The sequence below is a fragment of the Serratia sp. CY33802 genome (assembly GCF_052169095.1).
GTDB classification, from domain to species: domain Bacteria; phylum Pseudomonadota; class Gammaproteobacteria; order Enterobacterales; family Enterobacteriaceae; genus Serratia; species Serratia bockelmannii.
The window spans coordinates 710,200-724,857 of sequence record NZ_JBJNLL010000002.1 but is presented as its reverse complement, the minus strand read 5'-3'; the positions used below and the strand labels follow the sequence as shown (position 1 = coordinate 724,857).

12 protein-coding genes are annotated in these 14,658 nt (G+C 51.3%); 10 read left to right on the top strand and 2 right to left on the bottom strand.

Translation table 11 applies throughout. From position 1 onward, the window contains the following. Positions 1–27: 27 nt before the first annotated feature. Positions 28–657 (bottom strand): phosphatase PAP2 family protein, encoded by a 630-nt coding sequence (locus ACJ8HA_RS09955; protein ID WP_025302159.1) that lies wholly within the window; start codon positions 655–657, stop codon positions 28–30. A 230-nt stretch (positions 658–887) separates the two neighbouring features. Between ACJ8HA_RS09955 and udk the strand changes: the two genes are divergently transcribed. The 4 genes from udk (at position 888) to dcuC (ending at position 5,638) form a co-directional block, all read left to right on the top strand. Beyond that, positions 888–1,529 (top strand): uridine kinase, encoded by a 642-nt coding sequence (udk, locus tag ACJ8HA_RS09950; protein WP_004938922.1) that lies wholly within the window; start codon positions 888–890, stop codon positions 1,527–1,529. A gap of 125 nt (positions 1,530–1,654) precedes the next feature. Beyond that, the gene (gene dcd / locus ACJ8HA_RS09945) at positions 1,655–2,236 is read left to right on the top strand and encodes a dCTP deaminase (protein WP_019454407.1); all 582 of its coding nucleotides are present in this window, start codon (positions 1,655–1,657) and stop codon (positions 2,234–2,236) included. A gap of 44 nt (positions 2,237–2,280) precedes the next feature. Beyond that, positions 2,281–4,113: an outer membrane assembly protein AsmA gene (asmA, locus tag ACJ8HA_RS09940; RefSeq protein WP_149570210.1), complete on the top strand. Its 1,833-nt coding sequence runs from the start codon at positions 2,281–2,283 to the stop codon at positions 4,111–4,113. A gap of 172 nt (positions 4,114–4,285) precedes the next feature. Further along, positions 4,286–5,638 (top strand): anaerobic C4-dicarboxylate transporter DcuC, encoded by a 1,353-nt coding sequence (dcuC, locus tag ACJ8HA_RS09935; RefSeq protein WP_442515315.1) that lies wholly within the window; start codon positions 4,286–4,288, stop codon positions 5,636–5,638. Positions 5,639–5,669: 31 nt separating this feature from the next. On the opposite strand, the gene ACJ8HA_RS09930 is transcribed toward dcuC, so the two are convergent. Then, positions 5,670–7,253 carry a TerC family protein gene (locus ACJ8HA_RS09930; RefSeq protein ID WP_025302162.1) on the bottom strand — a complete coding sequence of 528 codons (1,584 nt, stop codon included), beginning with the start codon at positions 7,251–7,253 and terminating at the stop codon, positions 5,670–5,672. Positions 7,254–7,862: 609 nt separating this feature from the next. Here ACJ8HA_RS09930 and galU point away from each other — a divergent pair. The 6 genes from galU (at position 7,863) to ACJ8HA_RS09900 (ending at position 14,658) form a co-directional block, all read left to right on the top strand. Then, positions 7,863–8,759, top strand: coding sequence for a UTP--glucose-1-phosphate uridylyltransferase GalU (galU, locus tag ACJ8HA_RS09925; protein WP_049205978.1), 897 nt, complete (start codon positions 7,863–7,865; stop codon positions 8,757–8,759). Positions 8,760–8,812: 53 nt separating this feature from the next. After that, complete coding sequence (locus ACJ8HA_RS09920) at positions 8,813–9,715, top strand: sugar phosphate nucleotidyltransferase (RefSeq protein WP_043142447.1); 903 nt, start codon at positions 8,813–8,815, stop codon at positions 9,713–9,715. Between the two features lie 415 nt (positions 9,716–10,130). After that, a complete protein-coding gene (locus ACJ8HA_RS09915) occupies positions 10,131–11,267 on the top strand; it encodes a polysaccharide export protein (RefSeq protein ID WP_043142459.1) in 1,137 nt (378 codons plus the stop codon). A gap of 10 nt (positions 11,268–11,277) precedes the next feature. Further along, entirely contained in the window at positions 11,278–11,712 is a 435-nt protein-coding gene (locus ACJ8HA_RS09910; protein WP_072008271.1) for an arsenate reductase/protein-tyrosine-phosphatase family protein, read from the top strand. A gap of 12 nt (positions 11,713–11,724) precedes the next feature. Then, a complete protein-coding gene (gene wzc, locus ACJ8HA_RS09905; protein WP_442515314.1) occupies positions 11,725–13,878 on the top strand; it encodes a tyrosine-protein kinase Wzc in 2,154 nt (717 codons plus the stop codon). 90 nt (positions 13,879–13,968) lie between these two features. Then, on the top strand, positions 13,969–14,658 hold the full coding sequence (locus ACJ8HA_RS09900; RefSeq protein ID WP_043142452.1) for an acylneuraminate cytidylyltransferase family protein: 690 nt from the start codon (positions 13,969–13,971) through the stop codon (positions 14,656–14,658).

The window sequence follows — 14,658 nt, the reverse complement described above, 5'->3', positions numbered from 1 at the left end:
AGAACCCGGCTTAAACGCCGGGTTTTTTTATAGGATGCGGGCAGGGTTGTGCAAATCTGCCCGGGTATAAGGACGTTCGATCTGTGCCAGCGTTTTGGCGATATGCTCCAGCAATCCCTGGGTGGGAGCCGGCTGCCGCTGTCCCATCAGCGCCAATGGCAAGGCCAGCGCGATGGCGAAGTGCGGCCAAGAGAGATGCGGGCGCGTTTTGCTCCGCTGCAACCACAGGAACAGTGCGCTGGCCAGGTAGCCTAAAATCAGCCCGCTGATCACCTCGGATACCGAGTGCACGCGAATTTCCAGCCGCGAAACGCCGATGGCGAAAGGTAATATCCACCCGGTCAGTAAAGCGATGCTACGTATGGGGTGGGAAAAGCGACCGGTCAACGTCCAAAGCAATGGCGGCCAGATGCTTGCCGCGAGGGCTGAATGGCCGCTGAATCCGGTGAAGTCATAACTTGCGCTACCAATGCCCCAGCCCATAAAGGCCAGTTTGGACAGGCAGACCAGCCCGCCGGTGAAACCGAAGATCAGCGCCCATTGCCAGCCTGCCGCGCGAGTGGCGGGAGACGCGATCAGCAACAAAAACAGAATCAGCGCGCAGGGCAGCAGCAGCATGCTGTCGCCGAAAAAAGTCAGAAAATACCAATCCAGCACATCAATCTCCGATGAAAGGGGGCGGGGAGCAAAAGTCAGCGCCGTGGAGTGTAACCCGTTACGGCGCGTTGCCCTAGGCGTGAGATTCTTAAAATGCCGCTTGCCCGTGGCGTGACAGCCCGAATTCGCCCGCCGTTGCGCAATATACAGTGGCGCAAACCCCGGCGACTCCCTATAATTGTCGCGTTTTAGTTCCCCCCTTCACACTATGAAATCAGGTCTTTAATTTTATGACTGACAATCCGCATCAGTGCGTCATTATTGGTATAGCTGGCGCATCTGCCTCCGGAAAAAGCCTTATCGCCAGCACGTTGTACCGCGAACTCCGCGAGCAGGTCGGCGATGAGCACATCGGCGTTATTCCAGAAGACAGTTACTATAAAGACCAGACTCACCTGACCATGGAAGAACGGGTCAAAACCAACTACGACCACCCGAGCGCCATGGATCACAACCTGCTGTTCCAGCATCTGCAGATGCTGAAGGCCGGTAAGGCGATCGAGCTGCCGCTGTACAGCTACACCGAACACACGCGCAAGAAAGAAACTGTCCACCTGGAACCTAAAAAAGTCATTATTCTGGAAGGGATCTTGCTGCTGACGGATATCCGCCTGCGCCAGGAAATGAACTTCTCGATCTTTGTCGACACGCCATTGGATATCTGCCTGATGCGCCGCATGAAGCGCGACGTCAACGAGCGCGGCCGCTCGATGGATTCGGTGATGGCGCAATACCAGAAGACCGTGCGCCCGATGTTCCTGCAATTTATCGAACCTTCCAAACAATACGCCGATATCATCGTCCCGCGCGGTGGCAAAAACCGCATCGCGATCGATATTCTGAAAGCCAAAATCAGCCAATTCTTTGAATAATGCCCCTTAATGGCCGGAAATGTGCATTTCCGGCCGGCGGCCAACTATTTGCACCCCGGCGTAGACCTTTCGCCCGTTGTGTGGCAATTTTTGTTTAGTTATGCGTTTTGATGGAGAAGAGAGACATGAGACTGTGTGACCGCGATATAGAAGCCTGGCTGGATAGCGAGAAACTGGTGATTTCCCCGCGCCCGCCGCTCGAACGCATCAACGGGGCCACAGTAGATGTCCGCTTGGGCAATCAGTTCCGCGTGTTCAGTGGCCATACCGCGCCTTTTATCGATCTTAGCGGACCGAAAGACGAAGTCAGCGCCGCGTTGGATCGCGTGATGAGCGACGAGATTGTCCTGCCGGAAGGCGAGGCGTTCTTCCTTCATCCCGGCGAGCTGGCCCTGGCGGTGACGTTCGAATCCGTGACGTTGCCGGACGATCTCGTGGGGTGGCTCGACGGCCGTTCTTCTCTGGCGCGCCTGGGGCTGATGGTACACGTCACTGCGCACCGTATCGATCCGGGCTGGCATGGGCGCATCGTGCTGGAGTTTTACAACTCCGGCAAGTTGCCGCTGGCGCTGCGGCCGGGGATGCTGATTGGCGCCTTGAGCTTTGAGCCGTTGTCCGGCCCGGCGGCCCGGCCTTATAACAGCCGGCAGGACGCAAAATATCGCGATCAGCAGGGCGCAGTAGCCAGTCGAATCGACAAGGACTAACGGCGCGGGATGCACCGTCGGTGTGGCGCTGACAAGAGGGTGGCATGAGAAGATTACTGACGACATTGGCGATTTTATTGGTGGTCGTGGTGGCGGGGATGTCCGCGCTGGTACTGCTGGTCAATCCGAATGATTTTCGCGGTTACATGGTCAAAAAGGTCGAACAGAAGAGCGGCTACCAACTGACGCTCGAAGGCGACCTACGTTGGCATATCTGGCCACAGCTCAGCATTCTGGCCGGGCGCATGACGCTGACCGCGCCGGGTGCCAAGGCGCCGGTAGTGAGCGCGGAAAACATGCGCCTCGATGTCAAACTATTGCCTCTATTGTCGCATCAGCTGTTTGTTAAACAGGTGATGCTGAAAAATGCCGTCATTCGCCTCACGCCCGACAGTGAAGAGCACTCTCAGGTGGACGCCCCGATCGCACCCGCCGGTAGCGGTACTGACGCGGCAGACGCGGCCTGGAAGTTCGATATCGACAACCTACGGGTCGTGGACAGCCTGCTGGTTTGGCAGCGCGCCGACAACGAGCAAATCAATGTCCGGGATATCAATCTCACTCTGCAACAAACGGAGAAACGGCAGGCGCAGCTGGAACTTTCCAGTCGGGTTAACCGCGATCAGCGTGACCTGACCTTCAGCATGGCGGCCGATGTCGATCTACAGCAGTTCCCACGCCAGATCGGCGCCAAAGTGACTCAGTTCAATTACCAACTGGTGGGCGCGGATATTCTTAATGGCGGTATTCAGGGAGAGGGCAATGCACAGGTGGTCTATCAGCAGACGCCAGCGCAGATTGCCATCAGCCAACTGAACGTCAGTGCCAATAACAGCCAATTGGCCGGCGATATCAGCGCCAGCCTCGGGACGGTGCCTGGCTATGTGGTGAATCTGAATTCGGCTAATCTCGATCTCGACGCGCTTTCCGGTTGGCAATCCAGCACTAATACCGCCGAGCAGCCCGCCGTGACCGCCGCGCCGGTGATCGCCAGCCAGGTTGACGATCGGCAGCAGAACCTGGAAGCGCTGCGCAATTTCAATGCACAGTTGAATCTGCAGGCGGCGCAGTTGACCTACCGCGGTATGAACGTTACCCAGTTAGCCGTCGCGGCGGATAATCAACGCGGCCTACTGACGCTGCATAAACTTGTCGGGCAATTGGCCGGCGGTGATTTCTCCTTGCCGGGCTCGCTGGACGCGCGCGGTAATAAACCGGTGATCAGCGTGCAGCCGACGTTGAACCAGGTTGAACTCGGCACGGTGCTCAAAGCCTTCGACATGCCGCAGATGCTGACCGGCAAATTCAGCATGAAAGGGGATCTGACCGGCGATCGTCTTTCTTCACAGTCATTTGAGCACCGCTGGCGCGGTACGGCGCAGCTGGCGATGCAGGATGCGCAGTTGCACGGCCTGAACATTCAGCAACTGATCCAACAGGCGGTGGCGCGCAACGATAACAGCGTGCGCGGGCAAGACAGCTATCAGCGCTATACCGAGGTCAAAAGCGTCTCTGCGCAGGCCAGCCTGAATCAAGGCACGGTCAAGCTCAGCGGTCTGACGGCGGATTCTCCTTTGCTGGCGCTGACCGGCGCCGGCAGCATCGATATGCCGGGCAAGCAGTGCGATATGGCGCTTAACGTGCGCGTCACCGGCGGATGGCAAGGGCGCGGCGAGCTGATCGAACAACTGCAAAAAACGCCGATCCCGCTGCGGGTTTACGGGCCTTGGCAACAGCTGAATTATCAACTGCAAGTCGATCAAGTGCTGCGAAAAACGCTGCAGGATCGGGCCAAGGATGCGTTGAACAAGTGGGCTGAAAAGAACAAGGATTCGCGCGAAGGCCAGGATCTGAAGAAGCTGCTCGACAAACTGTAATCCCTACGACGCGGGCCACATTGTGGCCCGCGTCAATATCGAGATTCCCGCGGTAATTTCTCTCCGTTACCTTGATGAAGGTCATGAAGGCTCGCGCGCAGTTTGTGCAGAGTAAGGGCTGTTCTGCTATGACTATGCGCCTGAGCGCGAAAACATGACGAGTTGAGGAAACATGATAGAGCTTCTTATTGGCGCCGCAGTCGCGGCGGGCGTGGGCCGTTACATCATCAAGGGATATTCCGCTACCGGCGTTTTGTTGGTGGGGGGGCTGCTGCTGCTCGGCATCAGTGCCCTGATGGGGAAAACGCTGTTGCCGTCCGGCGCCACCTCAACCGGCTGGCGCGCGACCGACATGATCGAATACGTCAAGATTTTGCTGATGAGCCGTGGCGGCGATCTGGGCATGATGATCATGATGCTGTGCGGCTTTGCCGCGTACATGACGTATATCGGCGCTAACGACGTGGTGGTCAAGCTGGCCTCACGCCCGTTGCAGATGATCAACTCGCCTTATCTGCTGATGGTGGCGGCATACTTTGTCGCTTGCCTGATGTCATTGGCGGTCTCTTCCGCCACCGGCCTCGGCGTATTGCTGATGGCGACGCTGTTCCCATTGATGGTGAACGTCGGCATTAGCCGCGGGGCGGCGGCGGCCATTTGTGCTTCGCCGGCGGCGATTATTCTGGCACCGACCTCCGGCGACGTGGTGCTGGCAGCCAAGGCGGCGGAGATGCCGCTGGTGGACTTTGCGTTCAAAACCACGCTGCCTATCTCGATTGCCGCCATCGTCTGTATGGCCGTGGCGCACTTTTTCTGGCAGCGCTACCTCGACAAAAAGAACAATGAACAGCATCACATCATGGACGTCAGCGAAATCAAAACGCATGCGCCGGGGTTCTACGCGATATTGCCGTTTACGCCGATCCTTGGCGTGCTGATCTTCGACGGAAAATGGGGGCCGGAGCTGCACATCATTACCGTGCTGGTAGGGTGCATGCTGCTGGCGGCCGTGATCGAGTTTGTGCGCAGCTTCAGTGCCAAACAGGTGTTCAGCGGCCTGGAGGTAGCCTATCGCGGCATGGCGGACGCTTTTGCCAGCGTGGTGATGTTGCTGGTGGCCGCGGGTGTCTTCGCGCAGGGGCTGAGTACCGTCGGCTTTATCAGCGGGCTGATTGGCCTTGCGCAGTCGTTTGGCACCGGCGGTTTGATCATGATGCTGGTGCTGGTGGTGATCACCATGCTGGCGGCCATGACCACCGGTTCCGGCAATGCGCCGTTCTATGCGTTTGTCGAACTGATCCCGAAACTGGCGGCGCAGATGGGCGTGAATCCGGCCTATCTGGTGATCCCGATGCTGCAGGCGTCTAACCTCGGCCGCACGCTGTCACCGGTCTCCGGTGTGGTGGTAGCGGTTTCCGGCATGGCGAAAATCTCGCCGTTCGACGTGGTAAAACGCACTTCGGTGCCGGTGATTGTCGGGCTGGTGGTGGTGATCGTGGCGACGGAGCTGCTGGTTCCCCAGTAAAAGAAAGGCCGGGGGATGCCCGGCCTCAATGCTAAACCTCGTAGTCCTCCGGTGGAGGCGGCGGGGTGATCTTCACCTTCAGGATACGGTGGCTGTTGACCTCCAACGGTTCGAACAGGTAGTCACCGATTCTGATTTGCTCGCCTTCTTGCGGCACACGCTGGCTGTGCTCCATCAGCAGCCCCGCCAGCGTGTGGTATTCGCGCTTTTCTTCCAGCGGCATCGGCAGGTACAGCACCAGATCTTCCAGCGGCATATAGCCGTTGGCGATCCAGCTGCCGTCCTCGTTTTGCTGAATGTCGTGGCGTGCGTCCACCTCTTCACCGGCCTCCGGCAGGTTACCGGCGATGGTTTCCATCACGTCCGTCAGGGTGACGATGCCTTCGACGGAGCCGAACTCATCAACCACAAAGGCAAAGTGCGTCTGCGCCTGACGGAATTGTTCCAGGGCGCTTAACAGCGTGAGCTGCTCCGGGAAGATCAGCGGTTGGCGTATCAGCGCGCGCAGATCCAGCGGCGCTTGTGCCAACTGCTGTTTGAGGACGTCGATAGTATGGATGACGCCCAGCGGTTCGTCGCTGGCGCTGCTTTCCACCACCACGATGCGCGTGTGCTGATTACGCTCCAGCAACTGCGTCAGCTTCTCCTGCGGATCGTTTAGCTCAAGGTATTCGACGTCGTGACGCGAGGTCATGATGCTGCTGACCGTGCGCTGCGCCATGCCGAGTACGCGTTCGATCATGCGTCGTTCCTGCTGATTGAAGATCTCGCCGCTTTCGCTGTCGCTATCGGCCAGCAGGTTGGCGGAGTGGCTGTCGACTTCTGCTTCTTCATGTTTGCCGCTCAGCATACGCAACACCGCCTCGGCGGTGCGTTCGCGCAGTGGCCGCACTTTTGACAGGAAGCGACGGCGGTTGAACTGCGCCAGCTGGTTCAGCGCCTCGATCATTACCGAGAAGCCGATCGCTGCGTAGAGGTAGCCTTTCGGAATATGATAGCCGAAGCCCTCCGCCACCAGGCTAAAGCCAATCATCAGCAGGAAGCTCAGGCACAGGATAACGATAGTCGGGTGAGCGTTGACGAAGCGTGTCAACGGCTTGCTGGCCAGCAGCATCAGACCGATGGCGATGCAGACCGCGATCATCATCACCGCCAGATGATCGACCATGCCGACCGCGGTGATCACCGAGTCGAGCGAGAAGACGGCGTCCAGCACCACGATCTGCGCCACGACCGGCCAGAAACGTGCGCCTTTGCGCGCGCCATGCTGCTCTTCATCCTTGCCTTCCAGCCGCTCATTGAGCTCCATGGTGGCTTTGAACAGCAGGAATATCCCGCCGACCAGCATGATCAGATCGCGGCCGCTGAAGGGGTGCTCCGCGACGATGAACATCGGTTTGGTCAGCGTCGCCAGCCACGATATGGAGGCGAGCAGAGCCAGACGCATGACCAGCGCCAGCAACAGACCGACGACACGGGCCTTATCTCGTTGTTGTTTCGGTAGTTTGTCCGCCAGAATGGCGATGAAGACAAGGTTGTCTATACCCAGCACGATTTCCAGCACGACCAAAGTGGCCAGGCCGGCCCAAATTGTTGGATCAGCGATCCATTCCATACGCCCAATTTCACCTGTAAGTTCTACGGCTTATGCCGCACGGGAATGATGGGCGTTGAGGCGGCAAAATTCAACTTTAATCGGGAGGACGTGGATCAGCACAGGCGTATTGCCGTAAACATCGATCGGCGCCGAGTGGCCCAAGGAATCAAGGGCCGAGGGAGCAAATATCTGCCGGGATGCCATGCGCTCAGAAAAGAAACGTCTTATTAAATATATTTAAATCAAAATATTAAAACAATTTTCTTCAACTATGATTCTTATCGGTATGTGGCATGAGTAGTCTTATTCTGAAAACGGCTGGCTGGGGGGATCTAAGGCTTGTATCACTTAGGCATTAGTATAAGAATCTTAGTCATATAACGGCAGTAACTAACATCGTTTGGTTATAAAGGCACCGATTTTTTTATTTTTTTGTGAACAGCATGACAGTTCAAACGAAGAATGAGTGCCGTTTTGCATAAAAATTACTGGCTCATACAATGACGTGGGTGGATGCGTCAATACAGTACTTTGGTAGCTGCAAGCCAAGGGCGGTAGCGTGCCTGATTGAATCCCCTTGTTCACGCTGCACAGGTGAGTGCAGCGCTACGATGAATTGGAATGAAAATGCAAACAAGACTTAAGGCAGTGATCCCCGTTGCGGGCTTGGGAACCCGTATGTTGCCAGCGACCAAGGCTATTCCTAAAGAAATGTTGCCCGTGGTCGATAAGCCCTTAATCCAGTACATTGTTGCTGAATGCGTCGCGGCGGGGATTAAAGATATCGTATTGGTCACGCATTCATCGAAAAACGCGATTGAAAACCATTTTGACACTTCTTTTGAGCTGGAGGCCATGCTCGAAGCGCGCGTGAAGCGTCAGCTCCTGAGTGAAGTGCAAAGTATTTGTCCGCCGGATGTTACCGTGATGCAGGTGCGTCAGGGACAGGCGAAAGGGTTGGGGCATGCGGTGCTTTGCGCCAAACCAATGGTGGGTGATTCTCCTTTCGTTGTGCTGTTACCCGATGTTTTATTGGATGATTCTACGGCGGATTTGCGTAAAGAAAATCTGGCTAAAATGATCCAACGTTTTGATGATACGGGTTATAGCCAAATCATGGTTGAACCGGTGCCGGAACAAGATGTGTCCAAATATGGTGTGGTAGATTGCGCAGGCGCGACGATAGCTGCTGGAGAAAGCGCACCGATGACGGCGGTGGTTGAGAAGCCTGCCCGTGAGGATGCACCTTCCAATTTAGCGGTTGTCGGCCGGTATGTACTTTCAGCAGAAATTTGGCCGCTGCTTGAAAAGACCGCTCCTGGTGCAGGCGACGAGATCCAACTGACCGACGCGATCGCGATGTTGATGAAAGAGCAAACGGTGGAAGCGTTCCATATGAGCGGTAAATCCCATGATTGCGGTGACAAGCTTGGTTATATGAAGGCGTTTGTGCAATATGGTCTGCGTCACGGTTCGGAAGGTGAGAATTTCAGCCACTGGTTGAAGCAGACGTTGGGAAAGTAACAGGTTGTCGCCACCGCGGCTGAGAGCGAACACGAGAATGAATGAGGTTTACCATGACGAAGTTGAAAGCGGTTATTCCCGTTGCCGGATTGGGCATGCGCATGCTGCCGGCGACCAAAGCGATTCCGAAAGAGATGTTGCCAATCGTTGATAAACCGTTGATTCAATACATTGTCAACGAATGCGTCGCGGCAGGGATCAAAGAGATCATCCTGGTGACGCATTCTTCCAAGAACGCCATCGAAAACCATTTCGATACCTCATTCGAGCTGGAGGCGATGCTGGAGGCCCGTGTGAAGCGGCAGCTGTTGGATGAAGTGCAGTCGATAACGCCAAAAGGCGTGACGCTGATGCACATTCGCCAGGGGCAACCAAAAGGACTGGGACATGCCGTTCTCTGCGCTAAACCGTTGGTCGGTGATTCGCCGTTTGTTGTTCTGTTGCCAGATGTTTTGCTTGACGATGCCAAGGCTGACCTGAGAAAAGATAATTTGCCGCATCTTATTTCTCGTTTCGAAGAAACGGGCCATAGCCAGATACTGGTTCAAACGGTCGACGAGCATACTCTGCGTGAGTATTCTGTTGTCGAATGTGAGAATAACGCACTGCAACCTGGCGATTCTTCACGTATCAGTTCAATAATCGAGAAGCCGGGACGCGATGTTCCGCTAAAATCAAACTACTCAGCCGTTGGGCGATATGTGCTATCTGCGGATATTTGGCCTATTCTCGAGAAAATTGAGCCGGGCGCTTGGGGACGCATTCAGCTGACAGATGCTATTGCTGAGCTGACTCAGCAGCAAATAGTAGAGGCCACTGAATTGGTTGGTGAGTCGTTCAATTGCGGTGAGAAGATGGGCTATCTGCGGGCATTCGTGACTTACGGATTGCGCCATCCTACGCAGGGTAAAGCCTTCCGCGAGTGGGCAGAAAAGTTGGCGTTTCAGAGGTTATAAATCCTCATAGTGAGGGGCTTAGCCTTAAACGCCAGCATTTCGCATGAGTGGTTTTTATATTAAAATCCTCCAGTGGCCGGTATTGTTTAGATTTTTTTCACCCTGAGTCTGCACCAGATTGAAAGAGATAACGGCCAGACGGCAGTTCGTAGACTTTGGATGCGAATGTCAGTGTTAGACGTGGTAATTGATTTGCCAGGATGGCGACCACTCTTCCCATCCTAATACTATCTTCTGACACTTCAACGATAGCTCAATGACGGGAGAGTGCACGTCTTGACGAATGCTACAGACCAGTATTCACATGACTTTGTACTTGGAATTTTCGTTAGATTGCAAATCAGCTCTGACAAGGTTAGATAGGATTATCTTGTCAGCTTTGTTGAAACACATACTTGAAAGTGATGATAACTCGATGGCAAAAAGAAAATTGAAAATTATATCGATACTTGTATCCGTCGGTATCCTCAGTGGTTGTACTATCCTTCCCGGACAGCATTTACACACATCAGGAAAAGACACGGTAAAACAAGAGGATAGTGATTTTAATATCGATGAACTGGTGAATGTATATCCGGTTACGCCAAAGTTAATTGACAAGCTTCGTCCCCCACGAGTAGTCGCTCAGCCGAATGCGTTGCTTGAACAAGCACTTCGTAGCTACGAATATCATATCGGTATTGGTGATGTCCTTAATGTGACTGTGTGGGATCACCCGGAGTTGACTACACCAGCAGGCCAATACCGAAGCGCTAGCGATACGGGGAACTGGGTCCAATCGGATGGTACAATTTTTTATCCTTATATTGGTAAAGTTCGTGTAGCGGGAAAAACTGCGACCCAGGTTCGTTCTGAAATAGCAAGTCGGCTTTCTCAATATATTGAAAGCCCTCAGGTCGATGTCAATATAGCTGCGTTTCGTTCGCAGAAAGCTTACATTACTGGTGAGGTATCGAAGTCAGGGCAACAAGCTATCACTAATGTTCCCTTGACGGTACTTGATGCAATTAACGTCGCGGGTGGCCTGACGGAAAATGCTGATTGGCGTAATATTGTGCTCACTCACAATGGTAAAGAAGAGCGCCTGTCTTTGCAGAAAATGATGCAAAACGGCGATCTTACGCAGAACAGATTATTGTACCCGGGTGATATTCTTTATATTCCTCGAAATGACGATCTTAAGATATTTGTTATGGGTGAAGTCAAAACACCAGCGACACTGAAAATGGATCGGAGTGGTATGACACTCACAGAGGCCTTAGGTAATACCAATGGGATAAGCCAAACGACTGCAGATGCAACCGGTGTGTTTGTCATCCGACCTCTCCATGGTACACAGGGTAGCAAATTAGCTGATATCTATCAGTTGAACATGGCTGATGCGACAGCCATGGTTATGGGGGCGGAATTCCAACTTCAGCCTTATGATATCGTCTATGTTACTGCAGCACCGATTGTCCGTTGGAACCGTGTTATCAGTCAGCTGGCACCTACAATATCGAGCTTCAATGACCTGACTGAAGGTACATTGCGCATTCGTAATTGGCCATAGGGCATAGAGTATGTTTGATTCCATTTTGGTAGTTTGTGTAGGCAACATCTGTCGTTCGCCGACGGCCGAGGCTTTGCTTAAAAAACTGTGTCCGGCTAAAAATATTGCCTCCGCAGGTATACATGCTTTAGTTGGACACAGTGCTGATAATCAAGCGGCACTGATAGCCAGTAAGAACGGTATTTCTCTTGAGGGTCATGTGGCTCGGCAGCTTACAAAGAGTATGTGTCAAGAATATTCTCTCATTCTTGTAATGGAAAGGGGACATGTAGATGCTGTATGTAGGCTCATTCCTGAAGTAAGAGGGAAGACAATGCTTTTTGCACACTGGCAAGGGCAAAAAGATATTCCTGATCCTTATAGGAAAAGTCCTGAGGCGTTTGAATATGCCTACAATTTGCTTGCAGAATCAGCTCAGAAATGGGCTGATGCTTTAAACCGTTGAATAGAGAACAACATGACTAACAACAGTAAAGCTGGCCAGCTTCCAGCTAGCCAAAGCAATGATGAGATAGATTTAGCCAGATTGATTAGTATCCTTTTTGATCATCGCTGGTTGATTTTAGGGTTCACAACTTTGTTTTGTGTATTGGGAATCCTGTATAGTCTTTTTGCCACTCCAATATATAGAGCCGACGCATTAATTCAGGTGGAAAGGAGTGATGGTAATTCGCTTGTTAATGACCTGACTCAAATGCTTCCTGATGCACAACCTGCGTCGTCAACGGAAATCGAGCTGATAACTTCACGGATGATTTTGGGTAAAACGGTAAGTGATCTGCATCTAGATACGATCGCGAATCAGAAATATTTCCCTATATTCGGACGCGGTTGGGCTAGGCTGATGGGGGAAGAACCAGGGCAAATCGCATTATCGCGGTTAAGTGTACCACCTGAACTAGCTGATGCTGACATCGAATTGACAGTAGTCGATAAAGAAAATTATACCATTTCAAAGAATGGTGATTTTTTATTTAAAGGCCGAGTAGGGCAGTTGGCGTCAGGTGGTAATATATCTCTACTTGTCAGTGGGATAGAATCCGCTCCGGGAGTTGTTTTTGAAATTGAAAAACTGTCAAAACTTTCTGCAACATTAAACCTTTTAGACAATCTGACAGTTGAAGATAAAGGGAAAGACACAGGTGTTCTGTCAATAAGTTATAATGGTGATGATCCTGTTCAAATTAAAAAAATTGTAGATAGCATAAGTCGTAATTATCTTGAACAAAACGTAGAAAGAAAATCAGAAGAAGCCGCTCGTAGTTTGGCATTTCTGAAAGATCAATTACCATTAGTCAGAGAGTCGTTAAATTCTGCAGAGGATAAACTTAATAGTTTTCGCCAAAAGAATGATTCTGTCGATTTGTCTTTAGAGGCAAAATCTGTTCTGGATACAATTGTTGGTGTGGAAGCTCAATTGAATGAGCTTACTTTCAAAGAGGCTGAAATATCCAAGCTTTATACGAAAGAGCACCCAGCATATCGAGCGTTGATGGAGAAGCGCTCGACATTGCAGCAAGAAAAAGATAAGTTGAATAAACGTGTTAGCAAGATGCCTCAAACCCAGCAGGAAATACTTCGTTTAACACGAGATGTTGATGCTGGGAAAGAAATCTATATGCAATTGCTGAATAAACAGCAAGAGCTCTCGATCACTAAAGCCAGTACCGTTGGTAACGTCCGCATTATTGACTCTGCGGAGGCTGCCCCTAAACCGGTAAAACCAAGAAAAGTGCTAATCATCATTATTGCTACTTTATTTGGCGGTGTGCTTTCAGTTGTTGTAGTAGTCTTGAAAAATATGCTTCACAGAGGGATAGAAAGTCCTGAGGAACTTGAACAGCAAGGCATTAATGTGTACGCGAGTATTCCTCTTTCTGAATGGCAACAGAAGAAAGATAGCTCTATCCTCAATAAAGGACAAAGAAAGAATCAAGCTAATGTTGACTCGTTGCTTGCTGTAGGCAACCCAGCAGACCTTGCGATTGAGGCTGTACGTAGTCTACGTACTAGCCTGCATTTTGCGATGATTGAAGCTAAAAATAATGTGTTGATGATATGTGGTGCTAGCCCGAATATCGGTAAGACGTTTGTAAGTTTAAACTTAGCTGCTGTTGTTTCACAGGCTGGGCAAAAAGTCCTCCTTATAGATGCTGATATGCGTAAAGGTTATGCACATAGCCTGTTAGGTTGTGAGTTAGGTATGGGGCTCTCAGATTTCTTATCAGGTCAAACGTCTGTCGAAAGCGTAATTAAAAAGACAGAGTTATCTAGTCTAGACTTTATTTCTCGGGGTAAAGTCCCACCAAACCCATCTGAGCTATTAATGCATAAACGGTTAACCGAACTCTTAACATGGGCAAGCGAACACTATGACATAGTGCTTGTTGATACGCCGCCTATCCTTGCGGTTACGGATGCAGCTATTGTTGGGCGAAACATAGGCACAACATTGCTTGTTGCGCGTCATGGTATAAATTCACTGAAAGAAATTGAAGTGAGTATTCGTCGTTTCGAACAGAATGGTACCGAGATTAAAGGTGTTATTCTTAATGCCGTTGAAAATAAATCCGGTGACGCTTACGGCTATTACGCTTACGAGTATAAGTAATTTCTTCTTCTCTTAAATTAATAAAGCTCCTCATATAGAGGAGCTTTTAGTTCAATGAAGAATTAATAATACAGAATATTTGGAGAAAAAATGAGTAATCTTGCAATTATTCCAGCAAGGGGTGGGTCGAAAGGTATTCCCAAAAAAAATATTAAAGAAATTGCAGGTAAGCCATTAATCGCTTGGAGCATAGAGCAGGCATTAAATTCTTCGAGTATTGATCGTGTCATTGTTTCAACAGATTGTGAATATATCGCTGCGATAGCAAGAGAATATGGCGCGGAAGTCCCCTTTATGCGTCCGGCCCATCTGGCGAACGATACCGCTGCGACTGAGCCCGCACTTTTGCATACGCTGGAGTGGTTGGCTGAAAATGAGAATTATCACCCTGAGTATACCGTCTTGTTGCAGGCTACCTCTCCTGTTCGCAAAGATGATGCGATTGATTCTGCAATCGGAAAGATTCTTGAAAAGAAAGCCGATTCATTGCTGAGCGTTTGTGAGTTTTGGCATTTCTTGTGGGAAAATGAAGATAATCCGAAAGCCTATTACGATTACTTAAACCGTCCGCGCCGGCAAGATATTAAGCCTGAAAGTATTAAACTCAAAGAAAATGGTTCAATTTACGTTACGAAAAGCGAAATTCTCCTCAGCACCGGTAATCGTCTTGGTGGCAAAGTTGTAGCGCATAAGATGTCTGAAGAGGAAAGTTTTGAAATTGACACCATGCTGGACTGGGCGGTTGTTGAAGTGATTTTGAAAAATTGGAGTGGGAGATAA

Coding starts and splice junctions, on each gene's coding strand:
- ACJ8HA_RS09900 (WP_043142452.1), top strand. CDS start 13,969: ATGAGTAATCTTGCAATTATTCCAGCAAGGGGTGGGTCGAAAGGTATT.
- ACJ8HA_RS09930 (WP_025302162.1), bottom strand. CDS start 7,253: ATGGAATGGATCGCTGATCCAACAATTTGGGCCGGCCTGGCCACTTTG.
- dcd (WP_019454407.1), top strand. CDS start 1,655: ATGAGACTGTGTGACCGCGATATAGAAGCCTGGCTGGATAGCGAGAAA.
- ACJ8HA_RS09910 (WP_072008271.1), top strand. CDS start 11,278: ATGTTTGATTCCATTTTGGTAGTTTGTGTAGGCAACATCTGTCGTTCG.
- galU (WP_049205978.1), top strand. CDS start 7,863: ATGCAAACAAGACTTAAGGCAGTGATCCCCGTTGCGGGCTTGGGAACC.
- wzc (WP_442515314.1), top strand. CDS start 11,725: ATGACTAACAACAGTAAAGCTGGCCAGCTTCCAGCTAGCCAAAGCAAT.
- ACJ8HA_RS09915 (WP_043142459.1), top strand. CDS start 10,131: ATGGCAAAAAGAAAATTGAAAATTATATCGATACTTGTATCCGTCGGT.
- ACJ8HA_RS09920 (WP_043142447.1), top strand. CDS start 8,813: ATGACGAAGTTGAAAGCGGTTATTCCCGTTGCCGGATTGGGCATGCGC.
- asmA (WP_149570210.1), top strand. CDS start 2,281: ATGAGAAGATTACTGACGACATTGGCGATTTTATTGGTGGTCGTGGTG.
- dcuC (WP_442515315.1), top strand. CDS start 4,286: ATGATAGAGCTTCTTATTGGCGCCGCAGTCGCGGCGGGCGTGGGCCGT.
- udk (WP_004938922.1), top strand. CDS start 888: ATGACTGACAATCCGCATCAGTGCGTCATTATTGGTATAGCTGGCGCA.